Origin of the sequence: Micromonospora solifontis (genome assembly GCF_003725545.1) — a bacterium.
GTDB classification, from domain to species: domain Bacteria; phylum Actinomycetota; class Actinomycetes; order Mycobacteriales; family Micromonosporaceae; genus Micromonospora; species Micromonospora solifontis.
In genome coordinates, this window is sequence record NZ_RJLN01000028.1 from 19986 (window position 1) to 40554 (window position 20569).

At 75.0% G+C, this 20569-nt stretch carries 23 protein-coding genes; 17 read left to right on the forward strand and 6 right to left on the reverse strand.

Annotation, left to right across the window (positions count from 1 at the left end):
* Positions 1 to 7 precede the first annotated feature (7 nt).
* From EFE23_RS12415 to EFE23_RS12425, 3 genes are all read left to right on the forward strand, one after another.
* On the forward strand, positions 8 to 868 hold the full coding sequence (locus tag EFE23_RS12415) for a hypothetical protein (protein ID WP_123241061.1): 861 nt from the start codon (positions 8 to 10) through the stop codon (positions 866 to 868).
* 140 nt (positions 869 to 1008) lie between these two features.
* Positions 1009 to 2484: an AAA family ATPase gene (locus EFE23_RS12420; protein ID WP_123241062.1), complete on the forward strand. Its 1476-nt coding sequence runs from the start codon at positions 1009 to 1011 to the stop codon at positions 2482 to 2484.
* 48 nt (positions 2485 to 2532) lie between these two features.
* On the forward strand, positions 2533 to 3501 hold the full coding sequence (locus EFE23_RS12425; protein WP_123241063.1) for a DUF2567 domain-containing protein: 969 nt from the start codon (positions 2533 to 2535) through the stop codon (positions 3499 to 3501).
* On the opposite strand, the gene EFE23_RS12430 is transcribed toward EFE23_RS12425, so the two are convergent.
* Positions 3467 to 4171: an LON peptidase substrate-binding domain-containing protein gene (locus EFE23_RS12430; RefSeq protein WP_123241064.1), complete on the reverse strand. Its 705-nt coding sequence runs from the start codon at positions 4169 to 4171 to the stop codon at positions 3467 to 3469. The genes EFE23_RS12425 and EFE23_RS12430 overlap by 35 nt on opposite strands.
* 107 nt (positions 4172 to 4278) lie before the next feature.
* Here EFE23_RS12430 and hisD point away from each other — a divergent pair, with 107 nt between their 5' ends.
* From hisD to hisF, 12 genes are all read left to right on the forward strand, one after another.
* Entirely contained in the window at positions 4279 to 5601 is a 1323-nt protein-coding gene (hisD, locus tag EFE23_RS12435) for a histidinol dehydrogenase (RefSeq protein WP_123241065.1), read from the forward strand.
* Entirely contained in the window at positions 5598 to 6668 is a 1071-nt protein-coding gene (locus EFE23_RS12440) for a histidinol-phosphate transaminase (RefSeq protein WP_123241066.1), read from the forward strand. Before hisD ends, EFE23_RS12440 begins: the two co-directional genes overlap by 4 nt.
* 55 nt (positions 6669 to 6723) lie before the next feature.
* A complete protein-coding gene (gene hisB, locus EFE23_RS12445) occupies positions 6724 to 7335 on the forward strand; it encodes an imidazoleglycerol-phosphate dehydratase HisB (protein ID WP_123241067.1) in 612 nt (203 codons plus the stop codon).
* 58 nt (positions 7336 to 7393) lie between these two features.
* Entirely contained in the window at positions 7394 to 7564 is a 171-nt protein-coding gene (locus EFE23_RS28480; protein WP_199737037.1) for a CG2302 family histidine operon protein, read from the forward strand.
* Positions 7564 to 8190, forward strand: coding sequence for an imidazole glycerol phosphate synthase subunit HisH (hisH, locus tag EFE23_RS12450; RefSeq protein ID WP_123241068.1), 627 nt, complete (start codon positions 7564 to 7566; stop codon positions 8188 to 8190). Before EFE23_RS28480 ends, hisH begins: the two co-directional genes overlap by 1 nt.
* Complete coding sequence (locus tag EFE23_RS12455; protein ID WP_123241069.1) at positions 8183 to 8506, forward strand: hypothetical protein; 324 nt, start codon at positions 8183 to 8185, stop codon at positions 8504 to 8506. The genes hisH and EFE23_RS12455 overlap by 8 nt, the downstream gene beginning before the upstream one ends.
* A gap of 16 nt (positions 8507 to 8522) precedes the next feature.
* Positions 8523 to 9251, forward strand: a complete 729-nt coding sequence (priA, locus tag EFE23_RS12460; protein WP_123241070.1) for a bifunctional 1-(5-phosphoribosyl)-5-((5-phosphoribosylamino)methylideneamino)imidazole-4-carboxamide isomerase/phosphoribosylanthranilate isomerase PriA — start codon at positions 8523 to 8525, stop codon at positions 9249 to 9251.
* Positions 9248 to 9661 (forward strand): RidA family protein, encoded by a 414-nt coding sequence (locus EFE23_RS12465; protein WP_123241071.1) that lies wholly within the window; start codon positions 9248 to 9250, stop codon positions 9659 to 9661. The genes priA and EFE23_RS12465 overlap by 4 nt, the downstream gene beginning before the upstream one ends.
* 81 nt (positions 9662 to 9742) lie before the next feature.
* The gene (locus EFE23_RS12470) at positions 9743 to 10189 is read left to right on the forward strand and encodes a MarR family winged helix-turn-helix transcriptional regulator (RefSeq protein ID WP_123241072.1); all 447 of its coding nucleotides are present in this window, start codon (positions 9743 to 9745) and stop codon (positions 10187 to 10189) included.
* A gap of 5 nt (positions 10190 to 10194) precedes the next feature.
* Entirely contained in the window at positions 10195 to 10620 is a 426-nt protein-coding gene (locus EFE23_RS12475) for an organic hydroperoxide resistance protein (RefSeq protein WP_123241073.1), read from the forward strand.
* Positions 10617 to 11615 (forward strand): NADP-dependent oxidoreductase, encoded by a 999-nt coding sequence (locus tag EFE23_RS12480; protein WP_123241074.1) that lies wholly within the window; start codon positions 10617 to 10619, stop codon positions 11613 to 11615. The genes EFE23_RS12475 and EFE23_RS12480 overlap by 4 nt, the downstream gene beginning before the upstream one ends.
* Positions 11616 to 11687: 72 nt before the next feature.
* Positions 11688 to 12455 carry an imidazole glycerol phosphate synthase subunit HisF gene (gene hisF / locus EFE23_RS12485; protein ID WP_123241075.1) on the forward strand — a complete coding sequence of 256 codons (768 nt, stop codon included), beginning with the start codon at positions 11688 to 11690 and terminating at the stop codon, positions 12453 to 12455.
* Positions 12456 to 12494: 39 nt separating this feature from the next.
* On the opposite strand, the gene EFE23_RS12490 is transcribed toward hisF, so the two are convergent.
* Positions 12495 to 12956, reverse strand: coding sequence for a hypothetical protein (locus tag EFE23_RS12490; protein WP_123241076.1), 462 nt, complete (start codon positions 12954 to 12956; stop codon positions 12495 to 12497).
* Positions 12957 to 13260: 304 nt separating this feature from the next.
* A complete protein-coding gene (gene yczE / locus EFE23_RS12495; RefSeq protein WP_123241077.1) occupies positions 13261 to 13923 on the reverse strand; it encodes a membrane protein YczE in 663 nt (220 codons plus the stop codon).
* 58 nt (positions 13924 to 13981) lie between these two features.
* Here yczE and yczR point away from each other — a divergent pair, with 58 nt between their 5' ends.
* Complete coding sequence (yczR, locus tag EFE23_RS12500) at positions 13982 to 15439, forward strand: MocR-like transcription factor YczR (RefSeq protein WP_123241078.1); 1458 nt, start codon at positions 13982 to 13984, stop codon at positions 15437 to 15439.
* Between the two features lie 50 nt (positions 15440 to 15489).
* Positions 15490 to 16803: a low temperature requirement protein A gene (locus EFE23_RS12505; protein WP_199737039.1), complete on the forward strand. Its 1314-nt coding sequence runs from the start codon at positions 15490 to 15492 to the stop codon at positions 16801 to 16803.
* Between the two features lie 78 nt (positions 16804 to 16881).
* Here the strand turns inward: EFE23_RS12505 and EFE23_RS12510 are convergent, their stop codons facing one another.
* From EFE23_RS12510 to EFE23_RS12520, 3 genes are all read right to left on the reverse strand, one after another.
* Positions 16882 to 18708 carry an AMP-dependent synthetase/ligase gene (locus EFE23_RS12510; RefSeq protein ID WP_123241079.1) on the reverse strand — a complete coding sequence of 609 codons (1827 nt, stop codon included), beginning with the start codon at positions 18706 to 18708 and terminating at the stop codon, positions 16882 to 16884.
* A 120-nt stretch (positions 18709 to 18828) separates the two neighbouring features.
* Positions 18829 to 19779 carry a terpene synthase family protein gene (locus EFE23_RS12515; RefSeq protein WP_123241080.1) on the reverse strand — a complete coding sequence of 317 codons (951 nt, stop codon included), beginning with the start codon at positions 19777 to 19779 and terminating at the stop codon, positions 18829 to 18831.
* Between the two features lie 123 nt (positions 19780 to 19902).
* Positions 19903 to 20532, reverse strand: a complete 630-nt coding sequence (locus tag EFE23_RS12520; protein ID WP_123241102.1) for a TIGR03085 family metal-binding protein — start codon at positions 20530 to 20532, stop codon at positions 19903 to 19905.
* Between the last annotated feature and the right edge of the window lie 37 nt (positions 20533 to 20569).

Consider the following 20569-nt stretch of genomic DNA (forward strand, 5'->3'; position numbering starts at 1 on the left):
ACGAGGGATGACAAGCGTGCCCGCCGCCCGTTCCGCGCGAGCTCTCAGCTGGATCGCGCTCGCCTGCGCGGCGGTGGTGCTGGTGGTCGCCGTGGCGCAGCGGCGGGACGAGCCGGTGGGGGACCGGACGGTCGGGGAGGTCACCCGGGTCGGCGTGGCCGACGGCGACGACATCCCGGCCTACCTGCGCACCGCCGCCGGCGAGCTGGCCGGGCTCGCCGCCCCGGCGCCCGGCGCCTGGGCCCTGGTGTCGTTCGACGCGTACCTGACCCCCGCGCAGGCGGCCGCCGCGCTCGGTGGCACGCCGGTCTCGGCGGTGGTCGCCCGGGTGCCCCTGCCCGGGCGGCAGACCGAGATCGTCCGGCTCGCCGCGTTGCGGTTGCCCGACGACGTGGTCGCCGGGATGGCCGAGGTGGCCGCCCGCAAGGACCGGGAGGCCGCCGACTACCGGGCGCGCGCCGCCGCCCTGGCGGCCACCGCCGAACCCGGGCTGCGCCGGGTGTACGACACCGGTGCCGCGGTCGCGGCCCGGGAGGCGGCCGCCTACCGGGCGGCCTGCGCCTGCGTGTACGCCGCGGTGGTGCGGGACGCCCCGGACGCGCTGCGGGCCCTGGCCGCCCGTCCCGGCGTACGCGGGGTGGACCCCGCGCCGGAGGTGGGCCGCCTGGACCGCACGGTGTTCACTCCGCCGCTGCCCGAGCAGCGGGACGTGGCCCGGCCGCCGGCCGACAACGGACTGGCCGCTCCGACCCCGGGTCCCGGTATGGGCGATTCGTCGGAAGCCGCACCGACGGTGAGCGGATCCTCACCGCCCGGTGACCGGCCGCCGGCGGCCGCCCGGCCGCCCAATCCCGCTCCCACCTCCTGAGACACGCCCGGTGACGACCCCCGACCGGACCCGGCCGTGAGGAGACCCACCAGGGGATGTGCGAACCGGGGTGTGGTCCGAATAGGGTTTCGTTCGTAGCCTGTCAGGCGGAGATCGATGGGCTGGGGGAGGGCGAAGCCTTGGACGGCAGCGAGACCGGCTGGGGTCGGCAGGTTGAGCCGGCACCACGGTGGCGGGCGCTGCTCGACCGGGCGCGGCTCGGCGGACGCGGCGGAGAGCAGACTGAGGCGGACCGCCGGGCGGAGGAACGCCGGCCGCCGGCCGCCGAGCCGTTGCCCCGGCGCGCCGCCGGCACCGGCTGGACCGGTCGGGCGCAGCCGCCCGGGCAGCCGGTCGAGCCGGCGTACGGCGCCGAGCAGTCCTACCGGGTCGAGGCGACCTACCGGGTGGAGCCGGCCTACCGGCTCGAACCCGGGTACGGCGAACCCGCCTACCGGGCGGAGCCCGCGTACCGCGCCGAGCCGGAGCCGCGCGCCGAGCCGGCGTGGCGGGCCGAGCCGGCCTACCCGCAGGACCATCCGGAGCCCGAGGTGCGTGGCCGGGGCACCGCGGCCGTCGACTCGCGGTACGCGCTGCTCGACAACGGCTACCGGCCCGAGCCGCCTCCGGCGGAGTCCCGGTACGCGCTGCTGGAACGCGGCCGCTACCGGCCGGACACCCACCCGGCGCCCGAGCCGGCCTACCCGGAGCCGATCGTGCCCGGCCCGGCGTACCCGGCGGCGGCCGAGGGCTATCCGGCCCGGGTGGAGCCGGCCCGGGTCGAGTGGCGCGCCCCGGAACCGGAGAGCGAACTCGAGCGGGCCGCCGGGGTGCTCCGGCGGGAGCTGGGCAGCCCGCGGGTGCTCGCGTTCGCCAACCCGAAGGGTGGGGTGCACAAGACCACCGCCACCGTGCTCGCCGCCGCCACCGTGGGCAGCGTCCGCGGCCGCGGGGTGCTCGCCTGGGACGACAACGAGCTGCGCGGCACGCTCGGCCTGCGCGCCGGCAGTGCCCGGCACGCCCGCACCATCCGGCACCTGGTCCACGACCTCGCGCAGATCGAGATCCTGGAGGGCAACACGCTGCTGGAGCACCTCGACGACTACCTGCGGCACGCCTCGGACGGCTCGTACGACGTGCTCGCCGGCGAGGAGAGCCCCCGCTTCGCCCAGCGGCTGGACCAGTTCACCGTCAAGCGGGTGCTGGAGCTGCTGCGGCGGACCCACGACGTGGTCTGCGTGGACACCGGCAACAACGTGGAGAGCCCGAACTGGCGGACCGTCATGCAGGCCGCCGACCAGCTCGTGGTGACCACCGTGCCGCGCGAGGACGCCGCGTTCAGCGCGGACTGGATGCTCGACCTGCTGCACGAGGTGGGCATGGGCGAGCTGGCCGACAACGCGGTCACCCTGATCTCGTGCCCGACACCGGGGCGCAGCTCGCTCCAGGACGACCTGGAGCGGCACTTCGCCACCCGCACCCGCGCGGTGGCGGTGGTGCCGTACGACCCGGCCCTGGAGACCGGTTCCTCGATCGAGTACCACCAGCTCCAGGCGGAGACCCGGCAGGCGTGGCTCAAGGCCGCCGCGGTGATGCTGGAACCGTTCGCGCACTGACCGCCACCGCCGCCCCCGCGGCGGCCCGCCGCCTGAGAGGATCACCGGGTGAGTCCGGACACCCCTGATCCCGAGCGTGCCGCCGACCGCCCGTCCGGCCGGCCGGAGACCTCCGCCCGCCCCCCGTCCGGTCCCGACCGGCCGTCTCGTGACGCCCCGGCCGGCTCCGGTGGGACGAGCGCCGGGCCGGCCGACGGCCCGACCCGGGCCGGGACCGCCGGCGCCGCCGGGGTCGACGGACCGGCCGAGGGCTTCGCGCCGCTCGACGCCGGGCACCCGCCGGGCGCGGACCCCCTCGCCGGATACCCGGGCCTGGTCGGCGGGGCAGCCGGCTGGCCGCCCGCCACCGACCGGCCCACCGACCGGCTCCGCGCGGTCGGCCTCACCCTGGCCGTCGCGCTGCTGGTGAGCGTGCTGGGCGCGCCGCTGGGCGTGCTCTGGGCGGCCGTGGCACCGGGCACCCCGGTGCGGAAGACCGCCGAGGGTGCGATCTACGCCACCCCGCAGCCGGAACAGCCGGTCGCCGCCGACGGCTGGTTCAGCCTGCTCGGGCTCGGCTTCGGGTTGCTCGTCGCGATCGCGCTCTGGGTGCTGCTGCGCCGCCGGCGCGGGCCGGTCGGCCTGCTCGCCGGGGTGCTCGGCGGGATCGGCGCGGCGGTGGCGGCCTGGCAGGTGGGCCGCCGGATCGGGCTCGGCACGTACCACCGGCTGCTGGCCACCGCGCCGGACGGGACGGCCTTCACCAAGCCGGCCGACCTGCGGGCCGGCGGGATCGACTGGTACGCGCTGCTGCCCGTGCCGCACGGCAACCTGCTGCTGCCCGCGTTCGGCGCGGCCGTGATGTACACCCTGCTGGCCGGCTGGTCGCGGTGGCCGTCGCTGCGCCCGGAGCCGGAACTCGGCGCCGGCTGGCCCGGTCCGGGACCCGACGGCGGCTGGCCCGGTCCGGGGCCCGACGGCGGCTGGCCGCCCGGGCCGGGGATCAGTTCGGCGCCGGGGGACCAGCCAGCTCGTTGAGCGGGACCGGGACGGCCCGGACCTGGCGCAGCAGGGCCGCCTCCCGGTTGAGCAGCCGCAGCTCGGCGCGGAGCCGGGCGGCGGTGTCGTCGATGGCGAGCAGCCGCTGCCGGTCGGCGACGGTCAGCGCGGCGGTCGCGGCGACCAGGTGCGACAGCACGGTCGGGTCCTCCGGCAGCTGCTCGGAGATCTCCTGCGGGTCCGGCCGGATCAGGCTCAGGTACTGCCGGAACACCGAGATCACCCGGGCCGCCAGCAGGCCGGCCATCTCGTCCGGGCCGGCCGGCTCGGGCAGCCACTCCACCTCGGCGGTCAGGTACGGCGCGGTGCCGGAGTCGACCTCGGCGATGCGGAACCGGCGCCGGCCCACGGTCACGATGTCGAACCCGCCGTCGGCCAGCTCGGTGACCTGCCGCAGCTCGGCGGTGCAGCCCACCTCGTGCAGCGTGACCTCCCCGCCGCCCAGGCTCGGCCGGCCCGGCGGCCCGCCCGGGGCGACCTCCCAGCCCGCCTGGATCGCCACCACCCCGAACTCGCGGGGCGCCCCCTCGGGCAGCCCGACGAGGTGGCGCACCAGCGCCCGGTAGCGCTCCTCGAAGATGTGCAGCGGGAGGACCAGCCCGGGGAAGAGGACCGTCCCCAGCGGGAACACCGGCAGCCGTGCGGTCACGGGTCCGAGCGTATCCCGATCTCGGTCGGGCGGCGTGTCCCGGCTCACCGTCCCGGCGTACGGGCGGCGCGGGCCGGCTCGCGGGCCGGCCGCCTAGACTCGCAAGGGTGCTGAATCGGATCGACCTGCGCGGCGGGGCCCGTGACCCGCGCCGCCTGCTGCCCCGTGCCCAGCTCGACGTCTCCGTGGCCGTCGAGCGGATCCGCCCGCTCGTCGAGGCGGTCCGGGAGCATGGGTACCCGGCGATCCGGGAGGCCAGCGAACGGTTCGACGGCGTCTCCCCGGAGCACCTGCGGGTGCCGGTGGAGGTCATCCGCGAGGCGGAGGGGACGCTCGACCCGCAGGTCCGGGCCGCGCTGCTGGAGTCGATCACCCGGGCCCGCAAGGTCCACGCCGACCAGCGCCGCACCGACCACACCACCCAGGTGGTGCCCGGCGGCACGGTGACCGAGCGCTGGGTGCCGGTCGACCGGGTCGGCCTGTACGTCCCCGGCGGCCTGGCCATGTACCCGTCGACCGTGGTGATGAACGTGGTCCCCGCCCAGGCGGCCGGGGTGCGCTCGCTGGTGGTGGCGAGCCCGCCGCAGAAGGACAACGGCGGCCTGCCCGACCAGCGGGTCCTCGCGGCCTGCGCGCTGCTCGGCGTGGACGAGGTCTACGCGGTCGGCGGCGCCCAGGCGGTCGCCATGCTGGCGTTCGGCTCGACCGTCGACCCGGCCGGCGCCGAGCGCTGCGACCCGGTCGACATGATCACCGGCCCGGGCAACATCTGGGTCACCGCCGCCAAGCGGCTGCTGCGCGGGGTGGTCGGCATCGACGCCGAGGCCGGCCCGACCGAGATCGCCATCCTCGCCGACGACACGGCCGACCCGGCGCACGTCGCCGCCGACCTGATCAGCCAGGCCGAGCACGACCCGCTCGCCGCCAGCGTGCTGGTCACCCCGTCGGTGGCGCTCGCCGACGCGGTCGACGCCGAGCTGGCCCGGCAGGTGCCGGCGGCCAAGCACACCGAGCGGATCGCCACCGCGCTGGGCGGCGAGCAGAGCGGCGTCGTCCTGGTCGACGACCTCGAGGCCGGGCTGCGGGTGGTCGACGCGTACGCGGCGGAGCACCTGGAGATCCAGACCGAGGACGCCCGGGCGTGGGCGCTGCGGGTGCGCAACGCCGGGGCGGTCTTCGTGGGCGCCTGGTCGCCGGTGTCGCTCGGCGACTACTGCGCCGGCTCCAACCACGTGCTGCCCACCGGCGGCTGCGCCCGGCACTCCTCGGGGCTGTCCGTGCAGTCCTTCCTGCGCGGCATCCACCTGGTCGAATACACCGAGGAGGCGCTGCGCGAGGTGGCCCCGCACGTGGTCACCCTGGCGGGCGTCGAGGACCTGCCGGCGCACGGCCAGGCGGTCAGCGCGCGCTTCCCGGGGGTCCGCCCGTGACCACCCTCGACGACCTGCCGATCCGGGACGACCTGCGGGGCCTGACCCCCTACGGGGCGCCGCAGCTCGACGTGCCGGTGCGGTTGAACACCAACGAGAACTCCTACCCGGTGCCCGACGCCGTGGTGGACGCGATCGGCAAGGCGCTCGCGGCCGAGCTGCGCGATCTCAACCGCTACCCGGACCGGGACGCCGTGGCGCTCCGCGCCGACCTGGCGGAATACCTCGGCCACGGGCTCACCGTCGACCAGGTCTGGGCGGCCAACGGCTCCAACGAGATCCAGCAGCAGCTGCTTCAGGCGTTCGGCGGCCCGGGCCGCACCGCGCTCGGTTTCACCCCGTCCTACTCGATGCACCCGCTGCTGGCCCTCGGCACCGGCACCGGCTGGATCCCGGCGGCCCGGGGCGTCGACTTCGGCCTCACCGCCGCCGAGGCGGTAGCCCAGGTCCGGGCGCACCGGCCCGACGTGGTCTTCCTCTGCTCGCCGAACAACCCCACCGGCACGGCGCTCGACCCGGCCGTGGTCGCCGCCGTGCTGGACGAGGCGCCCGGCATGGTGGTCGTGGACGAGGCGTACGCGGAGTTCGCCCGGCCCGGCACGGTCAGCGCGCTCGCCGTGCTGCCCGGCCACCCCCGGCTGGTGGTCACCCGGACGATGAGCAAGGCGTTCGGCTTCGCCGGCGGGCGGCTCGGCTACCTGGCCGCCGACCCGGCGGTGGTGCGGGCGGTGCAGCTCGTCCGGCTGCCGTACCATCTCTCGGCGCTGACCCAGGCCGCCGCCCGCGCGGCGCTCGCCCACCGTGACGCCCTGCTCGGCACGGTCGCGGAGATCATGGCGCAGCGCGACCGGATCGTCGCCGAGCTGCGCGCCCGGGGTCAGCGGGTGGCCGACAGCGACGCCAACTTCGTGCTCTTCGAGGTCGGCGGCGACCAGGCCGTCGCCTGGCGCCGCCTGCTCGACGCCGGCGTGCTGGTCCGTGACGTCGGCCTGCCCGGCTGGCTGCGGGTCACCGCCGGCACCCCCGCCGAGACCGACGCCTTCTTGTCTGCAATGGAGGAGCTGTAGTGGGAGCGCGGGGAGTGAGCGTGCGAGCCCCGCAGTCGCGACCGAAAGGCGAGCAATGAGCCGGACCGCCCGGGTGGAGCGGATCACCAAGGAGACCAAGGTCCTCGTCGAGATCGACCTCGACGGCACCGGCAAGGCCGACATCGAGACCGGGGTCGGCTTCTATGACCACATGCTGCACCAGATCGCCCGGCACGGCGGCTTCGACCTGACCGTGCACACCGTCGGCGACCTGGAGATCGACGCCCACCACACCATGGAGGACACCGCGCTCGCCCTGGGCGCCGCGTTCGACCAGGCGCTGGGGGACAAGGCCGGCATCCGCCGGTACGGCTCGGCCACCGTCCCGATGGACGAGGTGCTGGTCCGGGCCGCGGTCGACCTCTCCGGGCGGCCGTACGTGGTGCACGACGAGCCGCCGCTCGCGCCGTACATCGGGCCGGTCTACCCGACCAGCATGACCCGGCACATCTGGGAGTCCTTCGGCCAGGCGGCCCGGATCACGCTGCACGTGGACGTGTTGCGAGCGGCCCGTCCGGGCGGCCACCCGGACGCCCACCACGTGGTCGAGGCGCAGTTCAAGGCCGTCTCCCGCGCGCTGCGCGAGGCCGTCGGGATCGACCCGCGCAGCGCCGGCGTGGTGCCGAGCACCAAGGGCGCGCTCTGATGAGCGCGAGGAGTGCAGCGAAGCGGAGCCCCGCAGTCGCGAATGGAAGGGGGCTCTGATGGGGGCGGCGCTGCCCACGCTGCTGCTGATCCTGGCCGGCGTGCTGGTCGGGGGGACGTGGTCGCTGCACAAGCAGGGCGCCCCGCGGGCCGCGGTGGTGATCACCGGCCTGCTGGCCGTGCTGGCCACCGTCGGCGGGCTGCTCCGGCTGCTACCCGGGGAGGGATGATGGGCAAGCGGGTCGTGGTGCTCGACTACGGTTCGGGCAACCTGCGCTCGGCCGAGCGGGCCCTGGAGCGGGCCGGCGCCGATGTCACGGTGACCGACGACCTGGCCGCCGCCGCCGAGGCCGACGGCCTGGTGGTGCCGGGGGTGGGCGCGTTCGCCGCCTGCATGGCCGGGATCGAGGCGCTCGGCGCCGGTCCGGTCATCGCCGAGCGGGTCGCCGCGGGCCGCCCGGTGCTCGGCATCTGCGTCGGCATGCAGGTGCTCTTCGAGCACGGCGACGAGCACGGCGTGGTGACCAAGGGGCTGGGCCTGCTGCCCGGCGGGGTGACGCGGCTGCCCGCGCGGCGGCTGCCGCACATGGGCTGGAACACCGTGCAGGCCCCGGCGGGCTCGGTGCTCTTCGCCGGCCTGCCGGCGGATGCCCGGTTCTACTTCGTCCACTCCTACGGGGTGACCGACCTGACGGGGCTGGCCGCCGCGGGCGCGGCGGTGACGACCGCCGAGCACGGGACGGGCTTCGTCGCGGCGGTGGAGCGGGGTCCGCTCTCCGCGGCCCAGTTCCACCCCGAGAAGTCGGCCGACACCGGCGCCGCGCTGCTGCGCAACTGGCTGGGCACGCTTGAGTAAGGACCGGGCCCGCCGCCGGGCGGCCCGCGAGGCCCGGCTGGCGGCGGAGCGCGCCGTGCGGCTGCGCCGGGTGGCCCGCCGGGAGCGGCGCCGCGCCGTGGTACGCCGGCTGACCCCGAAGCTGCGCCGGGGACGAACCGGCCGGTTGAGCCGGCACACCCGGGGCGAGCGCACGGCGATCGTGCTGCTCACCGGGGTGGCGCTGGCCGGCATCTGGAGTTTCGTCGACGATCTGGCGCTGCGGCTGGCGCTGGTCGTGCTGTTGCTGCTGGTCCTGCCGGCGATCGTGGTGATCGCCCTGGACCGTCGGACCTGAACCGAGGAGAAGAGCGTTGAGCCTCACCCTGTTGCCCGCCGTGGACGTCGCCGACGGCCAGGCCGTCCGGCTCGTGCAGGGCGCCGCCGGCAGCGAGACCGCGTACGGCGACCCGATCGAGGCGGCCCTCGCCTGGCAGTCCGACGGCGCGGAGTGGATCCACCTGGTCGACCTGGACGCCGCGTTCGGCCGCGGCTCGAACGCCCACCTGCTCGCCGAGGTGGTCCGGCAACTCGACGTGAAGGTCGAACTCTCCGGTGGGATCCGGGACGACGAGTCGTTGCAGGCCGCGCTGGGCACCGGGGCGGCCCGGGTGAACATCGGCACCGCCGCGCTGGAGAACCCGCAGTGGTGCGACCGGGTCTGCGGCGAGTACGGCGACCGGGTGGCGATCGGGCTGGACGTGCGGGGCCGTACCCTCTCCGCGCGCGGCTGGACCCGCGACGGCGGCGACCTGTACGAGGTGCTGGAGCGGCTGGACAAGGCCGGTGCCGCCCGGTACGTCGTCACCGACATCACCAAGGACGGCACCATGCGCGGGCCGAACCTGGACCTGCTCCGCGAGGTCTGCGCGCGCACCGACGCGCCGGTGATCGCCTCGGGCGGTGTCTCCACGCTGGACGACCTGCGTGCCCTGGCGACCCTGGAGGCGGTCGGCGTGGAGGGCGTGATCGCCGGCAAGGCGCTCTACGCGGGCGCGTTCACCGTCGCGGAGGCGCTGGCCACCCTGCGGGACGCGGCGTGACCACCCTCGCGGGTGACGGCGGGGCCGTCACCCGCCTCGGCTCGGGCGGCCCCTGGGAGGCCGTGTACGGCTACTCGCGGGTGGTCCGGGTCGGGCCCCTGGCGATGACCGCCGGCTGCACCTCCACGGTCGACGGGCGGGTGGCGCACGTCGGGGACGCGGCGGCGCAGACCGCCCAGGCGCTGCGGATCGGCCTCGACGCGCTCGCCGAGGTGGGTGCGGAGCCGGCCGACGTGATCCGGACCCGGATGTACGTGACCGACCGGATGTACGCCGACGAGGTGGGCCGGGCGCACAACGCGGTGTTCGGCGCGGTCCGCCCGGTGGCGACCATGGTGGTGGTGGCCGGCCTGCTCGACCCCGACCACCTGGTGGAGGTCGAGTTGGAGGCGTGGCTCCCCGAGCGCTGACCCGCGTTCCGGAGCGTGTGGGTGGTCACGCCACGGAGCAGATAGATTGTGCACAACTTAATTGGGCGCTACGGTTCAGGAGTGACCGATGACCTGGTGCTGCGCCGGCAGGTGTGCTTCGCCCTCTACGCGGCGTCGCGCGCCCTCACCGACGTCTACCGGCCCATCCTCGACGAGCACGGCCTGACCTACCCGCAGTACCTGGTGCTGCTGGTGCTCTGGGAGCGCGGCGACGACGCACCCACCGTCTCCGAGCTCGGCGCCCGGCTCCGGCTCGACTCCGGCACGCTCTCCCCGCTGCTCAAGCGGCTGGAGGCGGCCGGCTTCGTGCGGCGTACCCGCGCCGCCCGGGACGAGCGCCGGGTCGAGGTGGGCCTCACCGCACAGGGCCGGGCCCTGCGGGAGCGGATGGACGAGGTGCCGCTGCGGGTGGCCCGCGCCACCGGCCTCACCGAGGCCGAGCTGGTCGCCCTGCGCGACACCCTCACCCGGGTCACCGAGACGATCCACCGACAGAAGGAGCAGTGACCCCCATGCAGGTGCTCTACACCGCGTCCGCGCGGGCCACCGGGGACGGCCGGGACGGCCACGTCCGCACCTCGGACGGCACCCTCGACCTGGACCTGGCCATCCCGAAGGAGATGGGTGGCGCCGGCGCCGCGGCCAACCCGGAGCAGCTCTTCGCCGCCGGCTACGCGGCCTGCTTCCACTCCGCGCTGCGGCTGGTCGCCCGCCGGGCGAAGGCCGACGTCTCCGGCTCGGTCGTCGAGGCCGAGGTGGGCATCGGCCCGGACGGCACCGGCGGCTTCGGCCTGACCGTCACCCTGGTGGTGGACCTGCCCGCCGTCGAGCGGACCGCCGCCGAGCAGCTCGTCGAGGCAGCCCACCAGGTCTGCCCGTACTCCAACGCGACCCGGCGCAACATCGAGGTCGCGCTCACCGTCCGGGAGGCGCAGTGACCGTCAATCGTGAGATCCACCTGGCCTCCCGCCCGCAGGGCTGGCCGACCGCGGACAACTTCCGCCTGGTCACCACCGACGTGCCCACCCCGGGGCCGGGCCAGATCGTGGTCCGCAACCGGTTCATCTCGGTCGACCCGTACATGCGGGGCCGGATGAACGACGTGAAGTCGTACGTGCCGCCGTTCCAGCTCGACGCCCCGCTCGACGGCGGCGCGGTCGGCGAGGTGGTGGCGAGCGAGGCGGACGGCTTCAAGCCCGGCGACACGGTCCTGCACGGCCTCGGCTGGCGCGAGTACGCGCTGGTGGACGCCAAGGGGGCCCGTACGGTCGACCCGAACCTGGCGCCGGTGAGCGCGTACCTGAGCGTGCTCGGCATGACCGGGCTCACCGCGTACGCCGGCCTGCTGGACGTGGCGGCCATGAAGTCGGGCGAGACGGTCTTCGTCTCCGGCGCGGCCGGCGCGGTGGGCAGCATGGTCGGCCAGATCGCCAAGCTGCGCGGCGCGGCCCGGGTGGTGGGCAGCGCCGGGTCCGCCGCCAAGGTCGAGCGGCTCCGCGCCCTCGGCTTCGACGCCGCCTTCGACTACCACGACGGCCCGGTGCGGGACGCGCTGAAGGCGGCCGCCCCGGACGGGATCGACGTGTACTTCGACAACGTCGGCGGCGAGCACCTGGAGGCCGCCATCGGCGCGATGAACCTGCACGGCCGGGCCGCCATCTGCGGCATGATCGCGCAGTACAACGCCACCGAGCCGCCGGCCGCGCCGCGCAATCTGGCGCTGCTGATCGGCAAGCGGCTCACCCTGCGCGGTTTCCTGGTCGGCGACCACGGCCACCTGCGCGAGCAGTTCGTCCAGGAGATGGCCGGCTGGCTGCGCGACGGGAAGCTCTCGTACGACGAGACGGTGGTCGACGGCATCGAGAACGCCCCGGAGGCGTTCCTCGGCATGCTGCGCGGCGAGAACCTGGGCAAGATGCTCGTCCGGGTGTGACCCCGGACACCGTTCCCGGCGGCCGGCCCTCGGGCCGGCCGCCGGGCCCGCCGGGTTGGATAGGCTCGCGGCATGACGGTGGCGGTACGGGTGATCCCGTGTCTGGACGTGGACGCCGGGCGGGTGGTCAAGGGGGTCAACTTCCTCGACCTGCGCGACGCCGGTGACCCGGTCGAGCTGGCCGCGGCGTACGACCGGGCCGGCGCGGACGAGCTGACCTTCCTCGACGTCACCGCCTCCGTCAGCGACCGGGGGACCATGCTCGACGTGGTCCGCCGCACCGCGGAGTCGGTCTTCATCCCGCTCACCGTCGGTGGCGGCGTCCGCCAGGTGGCCGACGTCGACACGCTGCTGCGGGCCGGCGCGGACAAGGTCGGGGTGAACACGGCCGCGATCGCCCGCCCCGAGCTGATCGCCGAGATCGCCGACCGGTTCGGCCGTCAGGTGCTGGTCCTCTCCCTGGATGTGCGGCGGGCCCCGGCCGGCGCCACGCCCAGCGGCTTCGAGGTGACCACCCACGGCGGGCGCCGGGGCACCGGCCTCGACGCGGTGGAGTGGGCGGCACGCGGCGCCGAGCTGGGCGCGGGGGAGATCCTGCTCAACTCCATGGACGCCGACGGCACCAAGACCGGCTTCGACCTGCCGTTGATCGAGGCCGTCCGGCGGGTCGTGGACGTGCCTGTGATCGCCAGCGGCGGCGCCGGCGAGGTGGCGCACTTCCCGCCGGCCATCGGCGCGGGCGCCGACGCGGTGCTCGCGGCCAGCGTGTTCCACTTCGGTGAGCTGACCGTCGGCGAGGTCAAGGACGCCCTGCGCGGCGCCGGTCACCCGGTCCGCTGACCCGACCCCTGCTCGCTCCCGCCCCGGGGGGCCGGCGGGTCAGGGGCGGCCGGAGTGGCCCTCGGGGGCGCGGCGCGGCATGGGGATCGAGCGGACCACGTACTCCTGCACCGCGGCGGCGTGGTCGTCCTCGGCCAGGCTCCAGTCGGACTCACCGGGCACGTGCTGCCGGCTGAGCACGCCCTGCAGGGTTTCCACCATGGTCCCCACCCCGGCGCTGGGCCGGCTACGCCAGAGCCGCTCGCCGTCCGGTGTGATCCGGAACCAGCCGTCGGAGACGCTGACCAGGCCGGCGCCGACCAGCCGGCGGACCGCCGTCTCCAGCTCCTGCCGCTCCGGAATGGCCCGGTTGAGGTGGTCGGCGGTGGAGAGGACGTCGGCCAGGCGTACGCCCTCCGGCCGGCGCGTGGAGGCCGACCGGCGGTGCCGGCCGGCACCGCTGGCGATCACCAGCGAGACGAAGATCCAGGCGTCGGTCCAGCGCCATCCGTTCTCCCCCATGCAGGAATGATGCCCGGCGTCGACCGTGGAGAAAACACCCGGTTTCGCCCCAGGCCGTCGTCGCAGCTCAGCGCGGTGCGGCCCGTCCCATCCCGTGGCGGTGGGCTGCCCCGACGGTGACGCTGCGTGCCGGAAGACCGCTGTCGGCGGCGGATCCCCTCGACGAGGGTGGAGTCCTGAGCGGCTACGAACTTGATGACGTGGATGACTCGGCGTGGAGTTGATCGCGATCCGTTCACGTCATCAAGTTCGTAGTGTGCCGCAAGTCCGGTGGGAGTTGCTCGGGCCAGCGGGGGAGCCCTGGTCAGGCGGCCTCGCCGGTCGGGCGCGGGACACCGGCCACGATCGGCTCGGCCGGCCGCGCCGGCACCGCGAAGAGCGGGATGAACAGCTGCGCGAGCGGTCCGATGGCCAGCGCGTACGCGACGGTGCCGACGCCGACGGTGCCGCCGAGCAGCCAGCCGAGGGCCAGCACCGTCACCTCGATGGCGGTCCGGACCAGCCGGATCGAGCGCCCGGGTCGACGGGCGACGTACCCGGTCATCAGGCCGTCGCGCGGACCGGGGCCGAGCGCGGCACCCAGATAGAGGCCGGTGGCGGCGCCGTTGGCGACGATCCCGACCACCAGCAGGCAGACCCGGACCGGCAGCCCGCCCCCGTCCGGCAGCAGGGCCAGGGTGGCGTCCACCACCAGGCCGATCACCACGACGTTGCTGACCGTGCCGAGACCGGGCCGCTGCCGCAGCGGGATCCAGAGCAGCAGGACCAGGGCGCCCACGGCGATGGTGACCGTGCCGATGGTGAGCCCGGTCTGCCGGGCCACGCCCTGGTGGAAGACGTCCCACGGGTCGAGGCCCAGCCCGGACCGGACCATCAGCGCCATGCTGACGCCGTAGAGGGTGAGCCCGGCGTAGAGCTGGGTCAGCCGTCGGGCGGGCCGGTACCAGAGATTGCCAATCGGTGCCATGCATGCCACTCTAGGAGCCAATCTCGACCGGGACAGAGCCAATTTAGGAGGGGTGGCCATGACGAGCCAGGTACGTGGCGTCCAATTGGCTCGGCTCCTCGGTCAGTGGCACGCCCTCCCCGGCCGCCGGCGCAGCCCCGACTACGCCGCGCTCGCCGGCGCGGTCCGCGGCCTGCTCGCCGACGGGCGGCTGCCGCTCGGCGTACGCCTGCCGGCCGAGCGGGAGCTGGCGGAGGCGTTGCGGATCAGCCGGACCACGGTCACCGCCGCCTACCGGGAGCTGCGCGAGACCGGCCACCTGGCCAGCCGGCGGGGCGCCGGCAGTTGGACCATGCTCCCGGGCACCCACCGGGTGGCCAGCACCGGCCTCTGGACCCCGCTGGACGACCGGGACATGATCGACCTCGGGGTGGCCGCGCTCGCCGCACCACCGCAGCTGGTGCCGGCGGCCCGGGCGGCCACCGAGGACCTGCCGCGCTACCTGGGCGGGGCCGGATACCACCCGACCGGCATCATCGAGCTGCGCGAGGCGGTGGCCCGCTCGTACACCGAGCGCGGCCTGCCGACCAGTCCGGAACAGATCATGGTCACCAGCGGCACCCAGCACGCGTTGGACCTGGTGCTGCGGCTGGCCCTGTCGCCGGGCGGCGGGGTGTTGGTCGAGTCGCCCACGTACCCCAACGCGCTCGCCGCGCTGGCCGCCCGCCGGGCCCGGATCACCACCCACGGCCTCGCCGCCGACGGCGTGGGCTGGGACGCGGACCTGCTGCTGGGCAGCATCCGGCAGGGCCGGCCCAAGCTGGCGTACCTGATCCCGGAGTTCCAGAACCCCACCGGCCACCTGATGGCGGCCGAGCTGCGCGAGCGGCTGGTCGGCGCCGCCCACGCGGCCGGCACCGACCTGGTCATCGACGAGTCCTTCGTGGACCTGCCGCTGGACGGCACCGAGCTGCCGCCGCCGGTCGCGACCTTCGACCGGCACTCCCGGGTGATCAGCATCGGCGGGATGAGCAAGCCGTACTGGGGTGGGTTGCGGATCGGCTGGGTGCGCGCGTCCGCGCCGCAGGTGCAGCGGCTGGCCGCCGCCCGGGTGGGCGTCGACATGGCCAGCCCGGTGCTGGACCAGCTCGTCGCGGTGCACCTGCTCGCCGACGCGCCGGCCATCGTGGCGGCCCGTCGCACGCAGCTCGCCGCTCAGCGGGACGCCCTGGTCGGCGCCCTGGCCGAGCGGCTGCCGGACTGGCGGGTCACCGCGCCGCGCGGCGGCGTCACGCTCTGGGCGGAGCTGGACGGCCCGGTCTCCAGCGCCCTCGCGCGGGCCGCCGAGGAGGTCGGCGTACGCCTGGCGCCCGGACCCCGGTTCGGCCTGGACGGCACCCTGGAGCGGTTCCTCCGACTGCCCTTCACCCTGCCCGCCGCGGACCTGGTGGAAGCCGTCGGGCGCCTCGCCGCCGTCCGCTACGACCTGGACCGGGCCGGTCGCCCGCAGTGGCGGGAGCCGTCGGTCATCGCCTGACCTGCGCCGATCCCCCTCGGGACCGGCCCGGCGGCTGACAGACTGCCCGGGTGGGGAACGGTGCCGGGGGCCGCTGGTCGAACCTGGTCCAGCGCGGCGCGCCGGGCTCCCGGACCACCCGGCTGGAACTCTTCTTCGACCTGGTCTTCGTCTTCGCGTTCATCAACGTCACCAGCCTGACCGCCACCACGCCCACCCCGCTGAACCTGTACCGCTGTCTGCTGGTGCTGGCGCTGCTCTGGTGGTGCTGGACCGGCTTCGCCCGGGTCGGCAACGCGGTCCGCACCGATCAGGGCCTGCTGCCGGTGCTCGGCTTCGTCACCGTCGCCGCGATCTTCCTGCTGGTGTTGAGCATCCCCGGGGCGTTCGTCGACCGTCCGGGCGGGCTGGACGGGCCGCTGGTCTTCGCCGGCTGCTATTTCCTGATCCGGGGCGTCCAGCTCGCCATCTTCATCTCGGTGGAGCGCGGCAACCCGGCCCGGCGCCGTTCGCTGCTGCCACGGCTGATGGTGCCGATGACCGCCACGGCGCTGCTGGTGGTGGCCGGCACGGTGCCGCAGCGGGTGGCCAGCGGGACGCCGGCCGCCCTGCTCCAGCTCGCCCTCTGGACGATGGCACTGCTGGTCGAGTACGTGGCCGGGGTGATCCTGGCCCGGATCTGGTGGGTGGTGGTGTCGGCCGGGCACTGGGCGGAACGGCACGCGTTGATGGTGCTGATCGCGCTCGGCGAGACGATCATCGCGCTCGGCCTGGGCGCGCGGTTCTTCACCGACCTGCCGCTGACCCTGCCGGTGGCCGTGGCCGCCGTGCTCGGCATCGTGGTCACCGCCATGCTCTGGTGGGCGTACTTCGACACCCTCGCGTTCGCCCTCGAGCAGGCGCTGCACCACGCCCGCGACCCGGCCACCCGGCTGCACCTGGCCCGGGACGCGTACACCTTCCTGCACCTGCCGATGATCGCCGGGATCATCTTCTTCGCCCTCGCCCTCAAGGACCTGCTCGCCGAGGCGGCCGAGCCGGGCAGCCCGCCGTGGGGCGTGCCGCTGGGCGGCTTCTGGATCAGCGTCTTCTACGGCGGGGTGGCCCTGCACCTGCTCAGCGTCGCCGCCTGCGCGTACCTGGCGCTGCGGACGGTGCGCTGGCCGTTGCTGCTGGCGGTCGTGGTGCTGGTCGGCGTCGCCCCGCTGGCCGCCCGGCTGCCCGAGTTGGCCGCGCTCGCCGTGCTGGCGGTCCTCACCGTCGCCGCCATCACCGCCGAGACGCTCAGCGAGAACGGCCGGCGGCGGCAGGTCCGGCAGCTCGCGCTGGAGGAGCAGCTCGACGTCGAGGAGGAGCAGAGCCGGTGGCGCCGGGAGCACCTGTGACCGGCAGGGCGGCCGGCGGTCCGGTACGCGCTGGCGGCCGTGCCCCGGGACGGTGGGGCACGGCCGCCGGGCGGACCGCTACAGCTCGGCGAGGGTGCCCGCGTACATCTCCTCGATCTCGGCGGCGAAGTTGCTCTCCACGCTCCGGCGCTTGATCTTCAGCGACGGGGTGATCTCGCCGTCCTCGATGGTGAGGTCGCGCGGAAGGATGGCCACCTTCTTGATCGTCTCCCAGCGGTTGAGCTTGGCGTTGAGCTCCGCCACGTAGCCCTCCACCATCTCCCGCGCCTCCGGCGAGCTGACGATGTCGGCGTAGTCCCGGCCCTCCAGCGGGCCGCCGGCGGCCCAGCCCTTGATCGCGTCCGGGTCCAGGGTGACCAGCATGGTGCAGTAGTTGCGGGCCTGCCCGACCACCACCGCCTGCGAGGTGTACGGGCAGATGGCCTTGAACATGCCCTCGATGTGCGACGGCGCGATGTACTTGCCGCCCGAGGTCTTGACCAGGTCCTTCTTCCGGTCGGTGATGCGCAGGTAGCCGTCGTCGTCGAGGCTGCCGATGTCCCCGGTCCGGAAGAAGCCGTCCTCGGTGAACGCGGCGGCGGTCTCCTCCGGCAGGTTGTGGTAGCCGCGCATGACCGGGCGGCCGCGGACCAGGATCTCGCCGTCGCTGTCGATCCGGCACTCCAGGTCGCCCATCGCCTTGCCGACCGTGCCGATGCGCAGCCCGTCGGGCGGGTTGACGAAGTTGCCCGCGCTGGTCTCGGTGAGGCCGTACCCCTCGGAGATGGGCAGGTTCGCGGCGGCGAAGAAGGTGGCGATCTCCTTGCTCAGCGGCGCCGCCCCGGAGACCAGCACCCGGATCCGGCCGCCGAGCCGGGACTGCAGCTTGCTGAAGACCAGCTTCTCGGCCACCGAGTACTTCAGCCGCAGCCCGGCCGGTACCGGCTTGCCGGCCTGCTCCAGCGCGACCTTCTCCTTGCCCACGGCGACCCCCCAGGCGAAGATCTTCGCCTTCGCGCCACCGGCGTCCTGGGCCGTGGTGACCGCCTTGTTGTAGACCTTCTCGAAGACCCGGGGAGCGCCGCACATCAGCGTCGGCCGGACCACCCCGAGCAGGTCGACCAGCTTGTCCACCCGGCCGTCGACGTACGTGGGCAGCCCGACGTGGGTGGCGCCGCAGAGCAGCGTCTTGCCGAAGGAGTGGGACAGCGGCAGCCAGAGGTACTGCAGGTCGTCGGCGTGCAGCAGGCCCAGTTCGGCCTGCGCCACCCCCTCCCAGCACCAGCCGCCGTGCAGCAGCTCGACGCCCTTGGGCCGGCCGGTGGTGCCGGAGGTGTAGATCAGCGTGGCCAGGTGGTCCGGGCCGATGCCGGCGACCAGCATGTCGATCAGGTCCGGCTCGTTCGCCAGCGCCCGAGTGCCCCGCTCCTCCAGCTCGGCGAGGGTCAGCTGCGGGACGGCGGCGGCCGGGTCGGGCTCGCCGTCGAAGAGCACCACGTGGGTCAGCGCCGGCAGGGTGGCGCCGGCGATCTTCGCCGCCTGGGTCGGGTTCTCCGCGAAGAGCACCGTCGACCCGGAGTCGGCGATGATGTACGTCGCGTCCTCCGGCTCGGTGGTCGGGTAGACGGTGGTGGTCGCCCCGCCGGCGCACATGATGCCGAAGTCCGCGATCACCCAGTCCAGCCGGGTGTTCGCCAGGATCGCCACCGGATCCTCCAGGCCGACGCCGAGGCCGTGCAGCCCGGCCGCGACCGCCTTGGCGCGCCGCCCGACCTGCTCCCAGCTCAGCCAGACCGGTCCCGAGTCGTCCGGGGCGGGGTGGGCGAACGCGGGCCGGTCGGGGGTCTCCGCCACGCGCTTGAGGAACATGTCGGGGATGGAACGGTATGGTACATCGAGAGCCATCGTTGCAGCCGCCTTCAACGGTGGGGGAACGTGACGGGGGTCACGGCTTTTTGCGGTTACCGAAGAGTATTGCCTGCACCCGGGGAGCGGCTAGCCCTCACTGTGCCGGGATCGGGCAGGTCAGGCGTATCTGGTTGCCTGGAGCGACCAGTCGTAGGTGGCCCGGATCCAGTTGCGCCGGGTGGTCAGGAAGGCGCGGACCCCCTCGTCACCCGTCGCGGCGAACTCCGCCTCCCGCTGCGCGTACGCGGCCAGGCCGTCGTTGAACCGCGCGGCCGCCGCCCGCAGCGCGGCCTCCTCGTCCGGCCCGCCCTCGCCCATGAGCGTGGCGACCAGGTTGTGCGCGTCCGGCGCGCGGTCCCGCTCCTTGCCGTAGGAGAAGAGGTCGTTGCACCAGCAGACCAGGTCGGCGGCGAGGGCGTCCAGGGCGGCCAGCGCCGGCTCCGCCCGCCGGCCCGCCCCCGGCAGCCCGTCGTACGCCAGGTCGGTCAGGGTGAAGCTGGGCCGCACCCCGCCGGTGTGCCGGCGCATCTGCACGTACTCGGCCACCCCGGGCACCCGGCCGTGCTCCCGGTTGGCCGCCTCCCAGAGCAGCGCCAGCAGATACTCCCGGAGTTGGCTGACCAGGCGCAGCAGCAGGGTCGGTCGCTGCCGGGCGCGGACCCGCCGGCAGAGGTCGTCCAGCGCGACGCCGAGCGGTCCGGCGTCGGCCGGCACCGGGACGTCCGGGTCGCCGTGCCGGTCGAGCACGTCCAGCAGGCGCGCCACCGTGGGCGCGAGCCGGGTCGGGCTGGCGCCCAGCCCGTCCTCGTCGCAGGCGTCGTCCATCACGAACAGCCAGGAGATCAGGTCGGCGAGCAGGCGCAGCCGCTCCACCGGCGCGTCCGGGCAGGCCCGGGCGGCGAGTTCGGCCGGGTTGGCGCCGCTCAGCCGGCGCAGCGCGGCCGGGGTGTCGAGCAGGCGCAGTCCCCGTACCCAACCGGCGCTCTCGGTGGCGACCAGGTCGGCGGCGGCGTGCCGGCGCGCCGGGAAGGGGGGTTCGCGCAGTGCCGAGACGGCGAAGCTCCGCATCGTGCTCCCTGTCCGCCGCCCGAGGTGTGGCGGCGGGCAGGAGCGTACGGCACCAGCGATCGGCTGCCGTCGCTGGGTGAATCCCGTTTCACATCCCCGGCGTGACCGATTCCGCACACTCGGTCAGAAGCCCAGGTCGGCCGTCCGCAACCGCTCGGCGGGCGCGGCCGCCCCGTCCACCTGCGCCCGGGCCACCCGCTGCCGGCCGGAAAGGAACAGAGTCAGCTCTCCGGGCGCGCCGACCAGCCGCAGCCGTTCGCCGCCCCGGCCGACGGCGAGTTCGCCGAACCCGGGGGCCTGCACCAGCAGGGCGGCCGGGAAGCGGCGCAGCGCCAGCCGGGCCAGCAGCGCGGTCCGCTTCCACAGCACCGCCTGCAGCCCGGCCGGCAGGTCGCGCGGCAGCCAGCCCGATCGGGCGCGGCGCACGTCCTCGTGGTGGATGAAGAACTCCACGGTGTTGGCCAGCTCGTCGGTGAGCGGGTTGCTCAGCGGGCTCCACAGCGGCGGGCGGCGGACCCGGGCCACCAGCTCCGCGTACGGCCCGGCGGCCACCCGGCGGCGGACCCCCTCGGCGTAGCGGCGCAGCGGTGGCAGCAGGATGCCGCCCGCGGCGTCCGGCCGGCGCTCCCGCACCAGCAGGTGTGCCGCCAGGTCCCGGGTGGTCCACCCCTCGTTGACCGTCGGCGCGTCCGGTCCCAGTTCCAGCAGCAGGTCGGCGAGCGCCTCGCGCTCCGATCGGGCGTACCGCGGCATCAGTCGATGGTAGGCCGCGGACGTGACGCTGGACATA